This window comes from Streptomyces olivaceus (assembly GCF_000721235.1).
GTDB lineage: Bacteria > Actinomycetota > Actinomycetes > Streptomycetales > Streptomycetaceae > Streptomyces > Streptomyces olivaceus.
On sequence record NZ_JOFH01000005.1, the window covers coordinates 207,641 to 221,275 of the forward strand.

The 13,635-nt window shown below is 72.1% G+C and carries 11 protein-coding genes; 5 read left to right on the forward strand and 6 right to left on the reverse strand.

Translation table 11 applies throughout. The features are described from left to right. Window positions 1-41: 41 nt before the first annotated feature. The 3 genes from IG94_RS0108690 to IG94_RS0108700 all read right to left on the reverse strand — a co-directional run bounded on the left by IG94_RS0108690 (window position 42) and on the right by IG94_RS0108700 (window position 2,538). Window positions 42-647 carry a dihydrofolate reductase family protein gene (locus IG94_RS0108690; protein WP_031033146.1) on the reverse strand — a complete coding sequence of 202 codons (606 nt, stop codon included), beginning with the start codon at window positions 645-647 and terminating at the stop codon, window positions 42-44. A 46-nt stretch (window positions 648-693) separates the two neighbouring features. Further along, a complete protein-coding gene (locus IG94_RS0108695) occupies window positions 694-1,503 on the reverse strand; it encodes a helix-turn-helix transcriptional regulator (RefSeq protein ID WP_052410596.1) in 810 nt (269 codons plus the stop codon). Between the two features lie 162 nt (window positions 1,504-1,665). Further along, complete coding sequence (locus IG94_RS0108700) at window positions 1,666-2,538, reverse strand: aldo/keto reductase family oxidoreductase (protein ID WP_031033149.1); 873 nt, start codon at window positions 2,536-2,538, stop codon at window positions 1,666-1,668. 130 nt (window positions 2,539-2,668) lie between these two features. On the opposite strand from IG94_RS0108700, the gene IG94_RS0108705 reads away from it, so the two are divergent. Continuing rightward, window positions 2,669-3,115: a winged helix-turn-helix transcriptional regulator gene (locus IG94_RS0108705; RefSeq protein ID WP_031033150.1), complete on the forward strand. Its 447-nt coding sequence runs from the start codon at window positions 2,669-2,671 to the stop codon at window positions 3,113-3,115. Between the two features lie 58 nt (window positions 3,116-3,173). Here IG94_RS0108705 and IG94_RS0108710 read toward each other — a convergent pair whose 3' ends face one another. Then, the gene (locus IG94_RS0108710) at window positions 3,174-3,458 is read right to left on the reverse strand and encodes an ArsR/SmtB family transcription factor (protein ID WP_107060473.1); all 285 of its coding nucleotides are present in this window, start codon (window positions 3,456-3,458) and stop codon (window positions 3,174-3,176) included. A 168-nt stretch (window positions 3,459-3,626) separates the two neighbouring features. Here IG94_RS0108710 and IG94_RS0108715 point away from each other — a divergent pair, with 168 nt between their 5' ends. From IG94_RS0108715 to IG94_RS0108730, 4 genes are all read left to right on the forward strand, one after another. Beyond that, entirely contained in the window at window positions 3,627-4,718 is a 1,092-nt protein-coding gene (locus IG94_RS0108715; protein WP_031033152.1) for an NADH:flavin oxidoreductase/NADH oxidase, read from the forward strand. A gap of 83 nt (window positions 4,719-4,801) precedes the next feature. Beyond that, window positions 4,802-7,057 (forward strand): telomere-associated protein Tap, encoded by a 2,256-nt coding sequence (gene tap, locus IG94_RS0108720; protein ID WP_031033154.1) that lies wholly within the window; start codon window positions 4,802-4,804, stop codon window positions 7,055-7,057. A 9-nt stretch (window positions 7,058-7,066) separates the two neighbouring features. After that, on the forward strand, window positions 7,067-7,624 hold the full coding sequence (tpg, locus tag IG94_RS0108725; protein ID WP_031033156.1) for a telomere-protecting terminal protein Tpg: 558 nt from the start codon (window positions 7,067-7,069) through the stop codon (window positions 7,622-7,624). A gap of 230 nt (window positions 7,625-7,854) precedes the next feature. Next, complete coding sequence (locus tag IG94_RS0108730) at window positions 7,855-8,430, forward strand: hypothetical protein (protein WP_031033157.1); 576 nt, start codon at window positions 7,855-7,857, stop codon at window positions 8,428-8,430. Window positions 8,431-8,606: 176 nt separating this feature from the next. Here the strand turns inward: IG94_RS0108730 and IG94_RS0108735 are convergent, their stop codons facing one another. Both IG94_RS0108735 and IG94_RS44025 read right to left on the reverse strand, forming a co-directional pair. Then, window positions 8,607-9,437, reverse strand: a complete 831-nt coding sequence (locus IG94_RS0108735) for an SAM-dependent methyltransferase (protein WP_031033159.1) — start codon at window positions 9,435-9,437, stop codon at window positions 8,607-8,609. Window positions 9,438-9,508: 71 nt separating this feature from the next. Beyond that, entirely contained in the window at window positions 9,509-13,603 is a 4,095-nt protein-coding gene (locus IG94_RS44025) for a type I polyketide synthase (protein WP_052410598.1), read from the reverse strand. Between the last annotated feature and the right edge of the window lie 32 nt (window positions 13,604-13,635).

The window sequence follows — 13,635 nt, forward strand, 5'->3', positions numbered from 1 at the left end:
CCCCGGAAGCTGCGCCCTGCGGTCCGCGGCCGTGCCGTGCCTCAGTAGCTGTCGTGGTCGGGCTCGCCGGCCGGCCGGTAGACGCCGACGACGGTGCCGCCCTTCGTGGTCGAGACGCCGACCGGTGCCAGCGCCGTGGGAATCGCTCCGTCGGCGAACAGCCGCTTGCCGGTGCCGACGATCACCGGGTGGATGGTCAGCCGGTACTCGTCGACGAGGCCGTGCCGCATGAGGGTCTGGGCGAGGTCGCCGCTCCCCACGACGTTGATGTCGCCGCCGTCGGACGCCTTCAGCCTGCGTACGGCCTCGGCGACGTCGCCCTCCAGCAGCGTGGAGTTCCGCCACGCGACGGACGTCAGGGTCCGGGACGCCACGTACTTGTGCATGCCGTTCATCCGGTCGGTGAACGGATCGGCGGGGTCGGCGGTCGGCCAGTACGACGCGAAGATCTCATAGGTCTTGCGGCCGAGCAGCATCGCGTCGGAGCGCTCGTACCAACCCGCCACGGCCGTGCCGACCTCCTCGTCGTCCACCGGCCGCTGCCAGCCGCCGTGCTCGAAGCCGCCTTCGGCGTCCTCGTCCGGACCGCCCGGCGCCTGCATGACGCCGTCCAACGTCAGGAAAGTGCAAACGATGATCCTGCGCATGGTGCGCTCCCTTCCTCCACGGGTAGACGGCACAACCGGCGGGAACTCATCGGTCGGCATGCGGCGGGAGCACGGGGGAGCCCGGCCGCAGCAGCCCCAGCGACTGGGCCAGCAGCACCGTCTCCATGCGGTCCCTGGTGCCCAGCTTGCGATACAGGTTCTGCGTGTGCTTGTGGACGGTGCGTACGGAGATCCCCAGCCGTGTCGCCACGCCCTTGGCCGGGAGCGCCTCGCCGAGCAGCGTCAGGACCGCGAGCTCACGCTGGGTGAGGCCGTACTCCCGCGCCCGGCGCGACGCGCGCCGGCCGGCCCCCTCCTGCATCCGCCCCATGACCCGTTCCTGCGCGTCGACCGCGGCCAGCAGCGGCTGCGCCCGCCGCAGGAACAGGTGCTGCGCCGGTGAGAAGCGGGTCCTGCTGTAGACGACGCACCCGCGCAGTACGCCGGAGTTCGCTGAAGGCAGGGCGCACGGCAGGCCCAGGATGTGTCCGGCACCGAAGTGCTCCCGGGCCACGGACCGCGCCGCGCTGTTGCGCCACACCGCGCTCCCCGCCAGGTCCTCCGCGGTCCGCGGCACGGAATCGCGCGCCTGGCGGTAGTGGCCGACGAGCGGATGCCCGCTCCGCATGGACTGCCGGGACAGTTCGCGGACGCGGCCCTCACCGACGCGGCCCGGCGCCCAGGCGAGCGGGCGGCTGCGCTCCCGGGCGATCTCCGTCAGCGTCACCGCCTCCACGCCGAGGTGCCCGCGGAGGGCCCCCACCAGAGCGGGCCACGGCGACGCGGAGCCGGCCTGCTCCAACGCGTGGACCGAGAGCGCCAGCAGGGCCTCGTAGTCACGGTGATCCAGTCCCACGGTGCCTCCACGCCCCCTACGCCCACGAACGCTCCCAGCATAGGAGGGGACACCCCTGCGCGACGGGGCGCAGTCACTCCGGAGGGCGGTGCTCCGCAAGCGGCCGACGACGGGTCCGGCCCGGTCCCGGCCCCGTGCGGCTCGGCGACGAGCGCCGTGCGGTCAGGCGCCGATCTTCTCCAGTTCGGCGAGATCGTCGTCGGACAGCCGGAGCCCCGCGCCCGTGACGTTCTCACGCAGGTGTGCCACCGACGAGGTGCCGGGGATCAGCAGGATGTTCGGCGACCGTTGCAGCAGCCAGGCCAGGGCGACCGACATCGGCGTCGCGTCCAGCCGGTCGGCCACGGCCGTGAGCGCCGAGGACTGCAGCGGGCTGAAGCCGCCGAGGGGGAAGAAGGGCACGTAGGCGATGCCCTGCCCGGCGAGCTCGTCGATCAGCGCGTCGTCGTTGCGGTGGGCGAGGTTGTACATGTTCTGCACACACACGATCGGCGCGATCGCGCGTGCCTCGGCGACCTGCTCCGCCGTCGCGTTGGAGACGCCGAGGTGCCGGACCAGACCCTCCCGCTGGAGGTCGACCAGGGTCCCGAACGCCTCCGCGAGCGACCCCGGCACGGGCCCTCGGGCGTCGCCGAGCCGCAGGTTGACCACGTCCAGGGCGTCGAGGCCGAGGTTCTCCAGGTTCTCCGTGACGGCCCGGCGCAGCTCCGCGGGCTCGCGTGCCGGAGGCCAGCCTCCCTCCTCGTCCCGCGTCGCGCCGACCTTGGTCACGAGGTGCAGCGCGTCGGAGTACGGGTGCAGCGCTTCGCGGATCAGCCGGTTCGTGATGTGCGGCCCGTAGGCGTCGGCGGTGTCGATGTGGGTGATGCCGAGGCCGACGGCCTCGCGGAGTACGGCGAGTGCGCCGTCGCGGTCGGCCGGCGGGCCCATGACCCAGGGACCGGCGAGCTGCATGGCGCCGTAGCCGAACCGCGTGACGGACAGGTCGCCCAGGGTCCAGGTGCCACCGGGCAGCGGGGCGGCGGGGGTGTTCATGGTGTGCCTTTCGTCATGCGTCAGGGGGTGGTGCCTGATGGCGCCGTGCACCACTATTGGTGCGTAGCTTCCTCTGGGGAAGTAGGCACTTCGAAGTGCGTAAGGCACCCGCTGGTGAGAGGAACGCCCCATGGCGACGACGACGGCAGCACAGCAGAGGGCACAGGCCAAGGCGGAGTACGACGCCTTCGTGGCCGCCTGCCCCAGCCGCGAGCTGCTCGACCGGATCTCCAACAAGTGGGTCACCCTGGTCCTGGCCGCGCTCGGCAGCGGCAGCACGCACCGGCCCGGCACCGACTGCGCCGGCGGGCCCCGGGTGATGCGCTACTCGGAGTTGCAGCGCCTGCTGGCCGGCGTCAGCCAGAAGATGCTCACCCAGACCCTGCGCTCCCTAGAGCGCGACGGCCTGGTGTCCCGCACCGTGGTGCCGACCGTGCCGGTCACGGTCTCCTACGAGCTGACCGGTCTCGGCCTGTCGCTGTACGAGACGATGCGCGGCCTCAAGTCCTGGGCCGAGGGGCACATGGACGACGTACTGGCCAACCGGGACGCCTACGACGACGCCCGCGCCGCCTGAACCACCACCGTGCCGTCCCCGTCTCGCCCCGCGGCTCCCGGACGCGGCGCGGCGCCGGCTACGGATGCTGCAGGTGCTGCGCGCGGAAGACGGCGTCCAGGAGTCCGGGGAACCGCGCGTCGAGGTCCTCGCGGCGCAGCGCGTTCATGATGGACGTGCCTTCGTAGGTCTGCCGGATGATGCCGGCCTCCCGCAGCACCCGGAAATGGTGCGACGCCGTGGACTTGGTGACGGGGACCTCGAACGAGAAGCACGCCTGATCGTGGTCGCTCTCGACGAGGCGGCACGCGATGTGGCGCCGTACCGGGTCCGCGAGGGCCATCAGGACGGCGTCGAGCCGCATCTGCTCCCGAGCGGGATGGTCGAGTGTGCGCACGCCGCCTCCCTCGTCTTCCACCCAGGGTACGTGACGTTGTTCGATGACCGTCGTAGTACGGTGATTTTCGTATTACGAGAGTCATCGAACTTCCGGTCCGGCGTCCCGCGTCCTCCGGAGCGAGAGGAATCCACCGTGTCCAAGCAGCTCTTCGAACCCCTCACGCTGCGCGGCGTCGAGATCCGCAACCGCGTCTGGGTTCCGCCGATGTGCCAGTACGCCGTCGAGAACCGCGACGGCGTGGCGACACCGTGGCACGCCGCCCACCTCGGGGGCCTCGCGCGCGGCGGGGCGGGCGCCGTCATCATCGAGGCGACCGGGGTCGTGCCGGAGGGGCGGATCTCACCGACCGACCTGGGGCTCTGGAACGACGAGCAGCGTGACGCGCTCGTACCGATCGTGCAGTTCATGCGTTCGATGGGTGCCGTGGCCGGGATCCAGTTGGCACACGCGGGACGCAAGGCGAGCGTCTTTCCGGAGTGGGGAACAGCGGGCCAGGGCAGCATCCCCGTCGAGGAGGGCGGGTGGGAGGCCGTCGCCCCTTCGGCGATCCCCTTCACCGGGCTGGCCGAGCCCCGCGCACTCACCCCTTCCGAGATGGACGACATCGTGCAGGCGTTCGCCGCCGCCGCCCGCCGGGCCGTCGACGCGGGCATCGAGCTCATCGAGATCCACGCCGCCCACGGCTATCTGCTGCACGAGTTCCTCTCGCCGCTCAGCAACCACCGTGAGGACGAGTACGGCGGGTCGCTCGAGAACCGCGCACGGCTCCTGCTGCGGATCGTCGACGCGGTGCGCGCCGAGACAGGCGACGGACTCGCCCTGCTCGTACGCCTGTCGGCCACGGACTGGACCGAGGGCGGTATCACTCTCGAGGACACGATCCAGGTCGTCGACCTGCTGCGCGAGCACTCCGTCGACCTCATCGACGTGTCCACGGGCGGCAACGTCCTGGCACAGATCCCCGTCGGCCCCGGCTACCAGGTGCGCTTCGCGTCCGAGATCCGCCGGCGGACCGGCGTGCCCACCGCCGCGGTCGGGATGATCACCGACCCGCACCAGGCGGAGCAGATCCTCCTGTCCGGGCAGGCCGATGTCGCGCTCATCGGCCGTGAGATGCTGCGCGATCCGAACTTCGCGATCCGGGCCGCACTCCGCCTCGGCCACACCGACCTCCCCGTTCCCGCGCCCTATCTCCGCGCCTACGCCCGCGGCCGCGCGAACTGAGACACCGGCCGTACGCGCAAAATGCGGTGAAGGTACGCGATCCGTACGGTGCCCGAGGGTAGGGTGAGGTCCGGAGGTGTTCCATGTCCGAGTTGTTCGACGCGGTCGACGCGCTGGTCGCGTCTCGTTCCCCGCTGCCGCCGGCTGAGGAGCGCAAGCGGCTGCGGGTCGCGCACGGCCTGACGCTGGACGAAGTGGCCGCCGCGCTGAAGGTGCGCCGGGCGACGGTGTCGGGCTGGGAGTCGGTCAAGAAGACCACCGAGCCGCGCGGCCCGGAGCGTGAGGCGTACGCCCGGCTGCTGCGGCGGCTCGCGGACCTCTACCCCGCTCCCGCAGAGACGGCGGCCGTCGCGGAGGCACCCGTCACGTCCACGGGCGCGTCCGCTCCGGCGGAGGCACGGACCCCGTCCGCCGGGCGGGAGCCCGACGTCGCGGGCATGACCGCGACCGAGGACACGCAGGCCCCTGCCTCTGCCCCTGCCTCTGCCTCTGCTCCCGTCACCGAAGCTCCGGCCGGCCCGGCACGGCGCACCGGACCGCCGCCGGCGTCGCGCCGTCCGGGCGCGAAGAGGGCGGCCCCCGCGCCCACGCCGGCGGGCAGCACCGACACGCGCTTCGAGCACGGACCGCTGGCGGTCGTCGACGCCGGCGCCGACGGGCAGGTGCTGGCGTACTGCACGGGCGGCCTGGTCCTCGACGTGCCTGCCAAGACCGTCCCGGCCCTGGTGGAATGGGCGCTGACCAAGGCGCGGCTCGGACAGCCGAGGCTGTCCGCTCCCGGCAAGGACGCCGACCCGCTGCTCGTGCTCACCGAGGCCGCCCTGAAGCGCTACGGCCTGCCCGTCGCCCTCAGCGAGGAGGAACGGCTCGCCGGCCGGATCCCGGAGAGCCACAAGGTCGTCAAGCAGCTCGCGCGCGCCGAGTGGCAGCTGACCAAGCGGGGCTTCGGCCCATGGGCACGGATCTACCGCCCGGCCAAGGGCTCGGACCGCCAGTGCGTGCAACTGTGCATCCCGCTCTGGCAGGCGCTGGACGCGCGCCACTGGGGGAACGCCGCGCAGCTCCCGCCCGCGGAACTCGCCCGCGTGCTGGGCGTGTACGCCGCCCGGGTGATGACGCCGCGCGGCTCGACCGCCGTGACCGGCCTGGAGCTGATGACCGCCCTGCATCCGCCCACCCGCGCGTCCCAGCAGGACGCCGAGGGCAGGCGGCACTCCGAGCACAACCCCGGCTCGCTGGGCAAGGACCCGGTCGACCCGGCGCCGTGCGAGGCCCCCGACGGGCACCCGCTCCTGGCAGACCTGCCCCGCTTCCACGTCCGCGGTCCGGCGGAGAAGCTGTTCGAGGAGGCGTACGACTGGGCGCGGCCGATGACCGATGACGAGTGCACCCTGCGGCACCTGGTCGGCATCGACGTGAACATGGCGTTCGCGGCCGGCGCCAACGGCCTGATCGTCGGCCTCGGTTCGCCCACCCGCGTCCAGGAGCCGGTGTTCGATCCGAAGCTGCCGGGCTCGTGGCTGGTGGACCTCTCCCACGTCGACCTGTCCCGGGTCAAGGCCGGAAAGGACACGTGGGCGGAGCTGGACGCCGGCCGGCTGCCCAGCCCGTTCACGCCGAAGGGCGAGCGGCCCGAGGGCCCGGCCTGGTACGCGACGCCCACCGTGGCGTACGCGGTGGAGCTCGGTTACGGGGTACGCCCGATCGAGGCGTACGTCCGGTACGAGAACGGCCGTTACCTGGACGGCTGGTACCAGCGGCTCCGGGACGCCTACCTCGCCACGATGGCCGACCTCGGCGTGGGCGCGGACATGGCGCCGGAGGACTTCCTGCAGGCGATGGCCGGCCACAAGGACGGCGATCCGGAACTGGCGGCCGTCGTCTCGGCGATCAAGGCGACGGTCAAGGGCGGCCTGGGCAAGCTGCGCGAGCGGCCCCGGGGCGAGGGCTGGCGGCCGGGCGAGCCCTGGCGGGCGTTGTCCCGCCCGACGTGGCGGCCGGACATCCGCGCGGCGGTCATCTCCCGCACACGGATCAACCTGCACCGGAAGATCGTCAAGCACGCGGCCTTCACCGGCCAGTACCCGGTCGCGGTCCTGTCCGACTGCGTCGTCTACGCGGCAGGCGGTGAGAGCCCTCTGGACTTCCTGCCCTACCGCGAGGGCAAGCCGCTGCCCGGCGGCTTCAAACTCGGCGTCAACCCGGGCCTGGTCAAGCACGAGGGCACCCAGAGCGTCCTGTGGGGCGAGGAGGTCCGCGAGCGGTTCGACGCGCCGGAGCTCAACCTGGCCCGGTACATCAAGGACGGCACCGTCACCGACGCCGACAGCGGAGAGTAGGAGCCGGCGATGAGCCTGTTCGAGGACGGCCTGGACGCCGCCGTGCAGAAGGCCTTCACCCGGCCCGCGCCCAAGAGCGCGGGCGCCCGGATGAGGTACCTGGTCAAGCAGATGAAGGGCACCGGTCCGGTCGCCCGGATGCTGCGGGTCTCCCAGCGCACCGTCGAGCGCTACGTGAAGGACCAGATCAAGAAGCCCCGCCCGGACCTCGCCGCACGCCTGGAACGCGAGGTGAAGAAGCGCTGGCAGCCCCAGATCCGCGCCAGGGCCCGGCAGAAGGCGGCCACCACCGGCGGCATCGTCATCGACACCCGCGCCCGCCTCGGCTACACCGCACCGATCGGATCGACGGACCAGGACCGCGTCCGCCACCTGACCGTCGCACTGCCCCCGCAGTACGCCGCCCGCCTCTTCACCGCCCAGGAGTCGGGCGCCGACGACCGGCAACTGCGGGAGATCGCGGCCGAAGCACTCAAGGAGGTCTACTTCCAGGACGCCGGCCGTCGCGCCGGCTCCTTGGAAGAGGTCCGGTTCACGGACATCGAGCACCTGGAGTTCGACCTGTGACCACCGCGCCCCGAACCGCCCCCGGGCCCCGGTCGTGAACGAGGGCTTCAGTTGGCGGGTGAGGGCGCGAGTTGGCGACTTGAGCGGGCAGCGTCGACGGGCTCGGACGAGCTGGGCGGCGTAGGCGTCGAGAAGCGGCTTCATCTGCGGGCAGAAGGGCACTCTGTTCTGCCGGATCCAACGAACGGGCTCGGTGACGTGCTGTCGGTGACTGCTTCTATTGTTGGCTCATGGGGAACTATTTTCAGACCGTCGTCGACCTCGACGCCACGCATGCGGACGCTCGCACCTGGGCAGACAGCGGACTCGACTGGCTGGTCAGGGAGGGGATAGTCCGGGCCGAGCTCACCGACTGTGTTCTCGGGGCGCCTTCGGGGCATCCGCCTGGTCCTTCATGGGCCAAGGCGGTCGGTCAGGAGGACTGGGAGCCCAGCGACGGACTGAGGATCGAGACCAGCCGCACCGTGTTCAACTGCGGTCAGGGCGAACCCAGGTTCGCCGTGTGCCCTCACTGTGCCGGGCGTGCGGATTTCTACACCGACCGGCTGCAGGAGATCGAGGGTGTGTGGGAGCCCTTCGGCAAGGCCATCAACGCCTGGAGCGACACGGGCAGCGCGGCAGTCGCCTGCCCGCGTTGTCGACGCCCTGGTGACCTGACTGCGTGGACCTGGTCGGACGACTACTTCGCCTTCGGGTACCTCGGTTTCGAGTTCTGGGACTGGCCCGACTTCAGCCCCGGGTTCCTCACAGGTCTCTCCCAAGCGATTGGGGGGCATCGCACGGTTCTCATGGAGGGCAAACTCTGAGCGAGCCGGGAGGGCTCGGGTGCGGGTTTTACGCGGGCGCGTTGTTCACGACGAGAATCACCTTGCCCACCAGGCGCTTCACGGCTGTCCGGCTCCTCCTCGCCGAACGCTCCGACAGCAGGCGCTGCGCGTCAGAGCGCCCGGCCGCGCTCCCGCTTCGACGGCCGGCGACGCGCTTACGGCGTCTTGTGCGCCGTGGCCACCAGGTAGCCGAACTCCGGCAGTGCGGAGACCGGGTGGACCAGGACCTCGATCAACTGCCGGGCCGTGTCGCCGAACTGCTCCTCCAGGGAGCCACGGTGCTCGCTCGCGCCGTCGGCCATGATCCGCAGCGTCCGCCTGGTGTGCTCGCTGACGTCCAGCAACTCGTCCAGTACCAGGCCCGCGCCGGTGATCAGGGCCCGGTAGTCGTCGATGCCGGGAAGCTCGACGATGGCGAACTTCCCCTTCGCGTCGTCGAGTACGTCCTGGTACTCCGGCCCGATCGGCTCGCGCTGGCAGGTGTCGGCGATCACCAGGCGGCCGCCGGGGCGCAGCACCCGATTCATCTCCGCCAGCGCGCGGGAGCGGTCCATGTGCAGGAGCGATTCGAACGCCCACGCCACGTCGAACGAGGCGTCCGGATAGGGCAGCGCCATCGCGTCGGCGTGATCGAACCGGACGCGATGGGACAGGCCCGCCGCCGCGGCGCGGGCATTGGCCTCCTGCGCCTGTCCCCAGTTGATCGTGACGCCGGTGATGTCCGCCTCGACCGTACCGGCCAGGCGGAGCGCGGGCGTTCCGATACCGCAGCCGACATCGAGCATCCGCTGGCCGGGCCGCAGCCCCAGTTGCTCGATGAGCACGTCGGTGAGCCGATCCGTGGCGACGTCCACGGAGCTGTCGTCCTCGTCGGAGAGCCAGTATCCGTAGTGGAAGTTCTCACCCCAGAAACGCAGGAACATGTGGGTGAACACGTCGTAGAAGTCCGAGACCCGCTCCGGCTGGGTATCCATGTGGTCAGTCATGTCCTTTTTCTCTGAGGCGTGCTCATTGGCCGCGTGTCCGTATGCGGGGCGGTTCGACCGGCGCGTATCGGTCACGGGGCTTCTTGCCCGATCGAGTCGGTGTGCGGGGGACGGGCGGGCCGTCGGGCCAGCCAGTCGCTGATCGCCGAGGCGGTGCTCGCGGCGTGTTCGTCGATCATGCTCAGGTGGGTGCCGGGCACGTCGACGGTGTCATGCTCGGGGCCCCAGTGGGCCCGCCGGTGCTCGCCCGTGCGCGGCTGACCGCCCATCCGTCCGGTGGCACACAGCAGCAGCGTGGACACGCCGTCGATGTCGGTCGGTGCCCAGTCGTCGAACAACTGGAGATGGTGTGCCATCGCGGTCAGTTCGGCGCCGCGCGGCGGCTGCGTCGCGGTCCATTCGGCATACGCGTCGCCGAGCAGGCCGGACTGGATCTCGGCCAGACCCGTACTGCCGGGCAGATGGCTGTCCAGCAGCACGAGCGACTCCGGTGCAGTGCCGAGGTCCTTGAGACGGGCGGCTGCCGCGTGTGCGATCCAGCCGCCGGAGGAGTATCCGACGAGGACGTAGGGGCCGGTCACGTGGGAGAGCACCGTCTCGGCGACCGCAGCCACCAGATCGGTCCGGGTGCGGTGAAGGGACTCGTGGTCGGCGTAGCCCGGCAACGACAGCACAGCCATGTTGTGCGTCGTGCGCAGCGTGTCGGCCGTCCGAGCGTACTGGTAGACGTTGGAGGGAGCCATCACGGACGGGACGCAGACCAGGGTCGGGCCCGCGAATCCCTGGGAGAAGCTGACCGGTTCCCGCATACGGGGCGAGCCGGCACCCACGCGCATCCGGGCGGCGACGGCCAGCAGCTCCAACCCGTCCTTCACCTGGTTCTGCGCGCACGCCTGGGCGAAGAGGGCCGGCAGCGGATCGGTCGCGGGCGGCGTCGCCCGGTCCGCGCCCGCCGGCGTCGGACGCGCCGGTGCGGCGGCGGGCACGGCCGGTGGTGTTCCGAGGTCGCCGAGCGCGGCGAACCGGTCGGCCAGATGTGTGGCCACGGCATGCGGCGTCGGCCAGTCGACGACCAGTGTCCGGGACAGCTCCAGCCCGGTGACGTCCCCCAGGCGCTCGGTGAGCCAGACCGCGGTCAGCGAGTCGAAGCCCAGCTCGGCGAAGCCCCGCTGGGGGTCCACGTCCTCGGGCGCGTCGTAGCCCATCAGCTGTGCCGCTTGGTCGCGCACCGCGGCGAGCAGGATCTCCGCCCACTCCCCGCGCGGGCGATCGGCCATCGCGGCGCGTACGGAGGGGATCCCGGGGACCGTCTCGGCCGTCACCGCCTTGGGCAGCGGGGCCCCCGTCCCGCCGACGACCCCCTGGTCGGCCAGCAGACTCGCCCCGGTCGGCAGGTGGTCGACCAGCCAGTAGCGGCGGCGCTGGAAGGCGTACGTGGGCAGGTCGAGCTGGGCGGCTCCGGTGCCCGCGTAGACCGCGCGCCAGTCGACCGGCACGCCGCGGACGAAAAGGGCAGCCACCGCGTCCAGCAGCGCGGCGGGCTCGGCCCGGCCCTGACGCAGCGTCGGCACGAAGGTCCGCTCGGGCAGGCCCGGACCGGCCGGCGGCAGGCAGTCCCGGCCGAGAGCGGCGAGGACCCCGCCCGGCCCGAGCTCAAGGAAGGTGGTGACACCGGCCTCGCTCAGGCGCACGACACCGTCGTGGAACCGTACCGCCTCACGGGCCTGGGCGACCCAGTAGTCCGCCGAACGCATCCGCTCGCCCCGGTCCGCCCCGCCCGGAGCGAGCGGCACGACCGGGATGCGCGGCGCGGCGTACGAGAGGCTTTCGATCGCCGACCGGAAGTCGGCCAGGATCGGGTCGATCCGCGGTGAGTGGAAGGCGTGGCTCACCCGCAGTGCGCGCGGGCGGAGACCCTTGTCGGCGAGCGTCGCCGTCAGCGTGGCGAGTGCCTTCTCGTCGCCGGAGAGCACCACCGAGGCAGGGCCGTTCACCGCGGCCACGGACACGAGGCCGGTCAGCTGGTCGAGCATCGGCAGGATGTCTTCCTCGGCCGCACGGACGGCGACCATCGCGCCGCCGGGAGGCATGTCCTGCATGAGGCGCGCCCGGGCGGCGACCAGCGCGCAGGCGTCCTCGAGCGACAGTATCCCGGCCACGTGCGCGGCAGTGACCTCGCCGATGGAGTGCCCCGCGACGAAGTCCGGGCGTACACCCCACGACTCGACGAGCCGGAACAGCGCGGTCTCGACGGCGAAGAGGGCCGGCTGGGCGAAACCGGTGCGGTCGAGCAGGTCCGGCGGGTCGTCCCCGGCGAAGGTCAGGTCACGCAGCGAACGGCCGAGCGGGCCGTCCAGGTGCGCGCAGACGGCGTCGAACGCCTCGGCGAAGACGGGGTGCTCCGCGTACAGCTCGCGGCCCATGCCCGGCTGCTGCGCCCCCTGGCCGGTGAACAGGAAGGCGAGCCGTCCGCGCACGGTGGTGCCTGTCGTGACCGCGGCGTGCGGCGTGCCCCGGGCGAGTGCGCCGAGCCCGGCGATCAGGTCCTCCCGGTCGGAGGCCACGACGACGCCGCGGCTGTCCAGGGCGGCACGCGTGGTGGCCAGTGAGTGTCCGACGTCGGTGGGGTCGGCCGGCTCGGCCCGGTCCGTCAGGAAGGCGGCCAGCCGCGCGGCCTGGGCGCGCATCGCGGCCGCCGTGCGGCCGGAGACCAGCCAGGGAACGGCCGCGAGCGTGCGGTGCGCGACGCCGTCCCCCTCCCTTCCGGGCTCGTCCTCGGGCACCGCTTCGAGGATGGCGTGCGCGTTGGTACCGCCGATGCCGAAGGCGGAGACCGCCGCACGCCGCGGCCGGTCCCCCGTCTCCGGCCACGACCGCGGCTCCTGCAGGAGTTCGATGTCGCCGGCCGTCCAGTCGACCTCGGTGGACGGCGGGTCGGCGTGCAGCGTCGGTGCCAGCGTGCCGTGCCGGAGCGACATCACCGTCTTGATCAGACCGCCCACTCCGGCGGCGGACTGGCTGTGGCCCAGGTTGGACTTGAGCGACCCCAGGAACAGCGGACGACCGGGCCGCCGGTCACGCCCGTACGTGGCCAGCAGCGCCTGGGCCTCGATGGGGTCGCCCAGGGTCGTGCCGGTGCCGTGCGCCTCGACGGCGTCGACGTCGGAGGACGTGAGCCCGGCCGCGGCCAGCGCGCGCCGGATCACCCGCTGCTGGGACGGGCCACTCGGCGCGGTCAGCCCGTTCGACGCCCCGTCCTGGTTGATGGCCGAGCCGCGCAGCACCGCCAGCACCGGGTGCCGGTGGCGGCGGGCGTCGGAGAGCCGCTCGACCACGACCATGCCGACACCCTCCGCCCAGGCCGTACCGTCCGCGGCGTCGCCGAAGGACTTGCACCGGCCGTCGGGAGCGAGCCCGCGCTGGGTGCTGAATTCGACGAACGAGCCCGGCGTGGCCAACACGGAAACGCCACCGACCAGGGCGAGTGAGCAGTCCCCGGCGCGCAGCGCTCCCGCCGCGAGGTGCAGGGCGGTGAGCGACGAGGAACAGCCGGTGTCGAGGGTCACCGCCGGACCCTCCAGCCCCAGAAGGTAGGAGATCCTGCCCGAGATGATCGCTCCTGCCAGGCCGCCGAGCAGGAGCCCCTCGAAACCGGCCGGGTAGCGCGCCAACAGGGCCGCGTAGTCGGTCACACTCGGGCCCACGAACACCCCGGTCTCGCTGCCGTGCAGCGAGTGCGGATCGATCCGGGCCCGCTCCAGGGCCTGCCACGACGTCTCCAGCAGCAGCCGCTGCTGCGGGTCCAGGGCGGTGGCCTCACGGGGCGAGATGCCCCAGAACTGCGCGTCGAAGTCCGCGACGTCGCTCAGGAAACCGCCCTCCCGGGTGTAGCTGGTCCCCGGGCGACCGGGGTCGGGGTCGTAGAGCGAGTCGAGGTCCCAGCCCCGGTCCTGGGGGAACGGGGTGATCGCGTCCCGCCCGGTGACCGCCAGCTCCCACAGATCCTCCGGTGAGCGCACGCCGCCCGGGTAGCGGCACGCCATGCCGACGATCGCGATCGGCTCGCCGACCCGCCGCTCCAGTTCCTCCGACCGCTTTCGGGCCTGTACCAGGTCTGCCGTGACCAGGTTCAGGTAGTGCCGCAGTTTGTGATCGTTGTCGTCCATCTGCTCCTCGACCTCTCGTCCGACGCCCCGGC

Bases quoted from the DNA above. Each gene is read 5' to 3' on its own strand.
- IG94_RS44025 (WP_052410598.1), bottom strand. From the start codon at position 13,603: ATGGACGACAACGATCACAAACTGCGGCACTACCTGAACCTGGTCACG.
- IG94_RS0108705 (WP_031033150.1), top strand. From the start codon at position 2,669: ATGGCGACGACGACGGCAGCACAGCAGAGGGCACAGGCCAAGGCGGAG.
- IG94_RS0108730 (WP_031033157.1), top strand. From the start codon at position 7,855: ATGGGGAACTATTTTCAGACCGTCGTCGACCTCGACGCCACGCATGCG.
- IG94_RS0108710 (WP_107060473.1), bottom strand. From the start codon at position 3,458: ATGCGGCTCGACGCCGTCCTGATGGCCCTCGCGGACCCGGTACGGCGC.
- IG94_RS0108700 (WP_031033149.1), bottom strand. From the start codon at position 2,538: ATGAACACCCCCGCCGCCCCGCTGCCCGGTGGCACCTGGACCCTGGGC.
- tpg (WP_031033156.1), top strand. From the start codon at position 7,067: ATGAGCCTGTTCGAGGACGGCCTGGACGCCGCCGTGCAGAAGGCCTTC.
- IG94_RS0108735 (WP_031033159.1), bottom strand. From the start codon at position 9,437: ATGACTGACCACATGGATACCCAGCCGGAGCGGGTCTCGGACTTCTAC.
- IG94_RS0108690 (WP_031033146.1), bottom strand. From the start codon at position 647: ATGCGCAGGATCATCGTTTGCACTTTCCTGACGTTGGACGGCGTCATG.
- tap (WP_031033154.1), top strand. From the start codon at position 4,802: ATGTCCGAGTTGTTCGACGCGGTCGACGCGCTGGTCGCGTCTCGTTCC.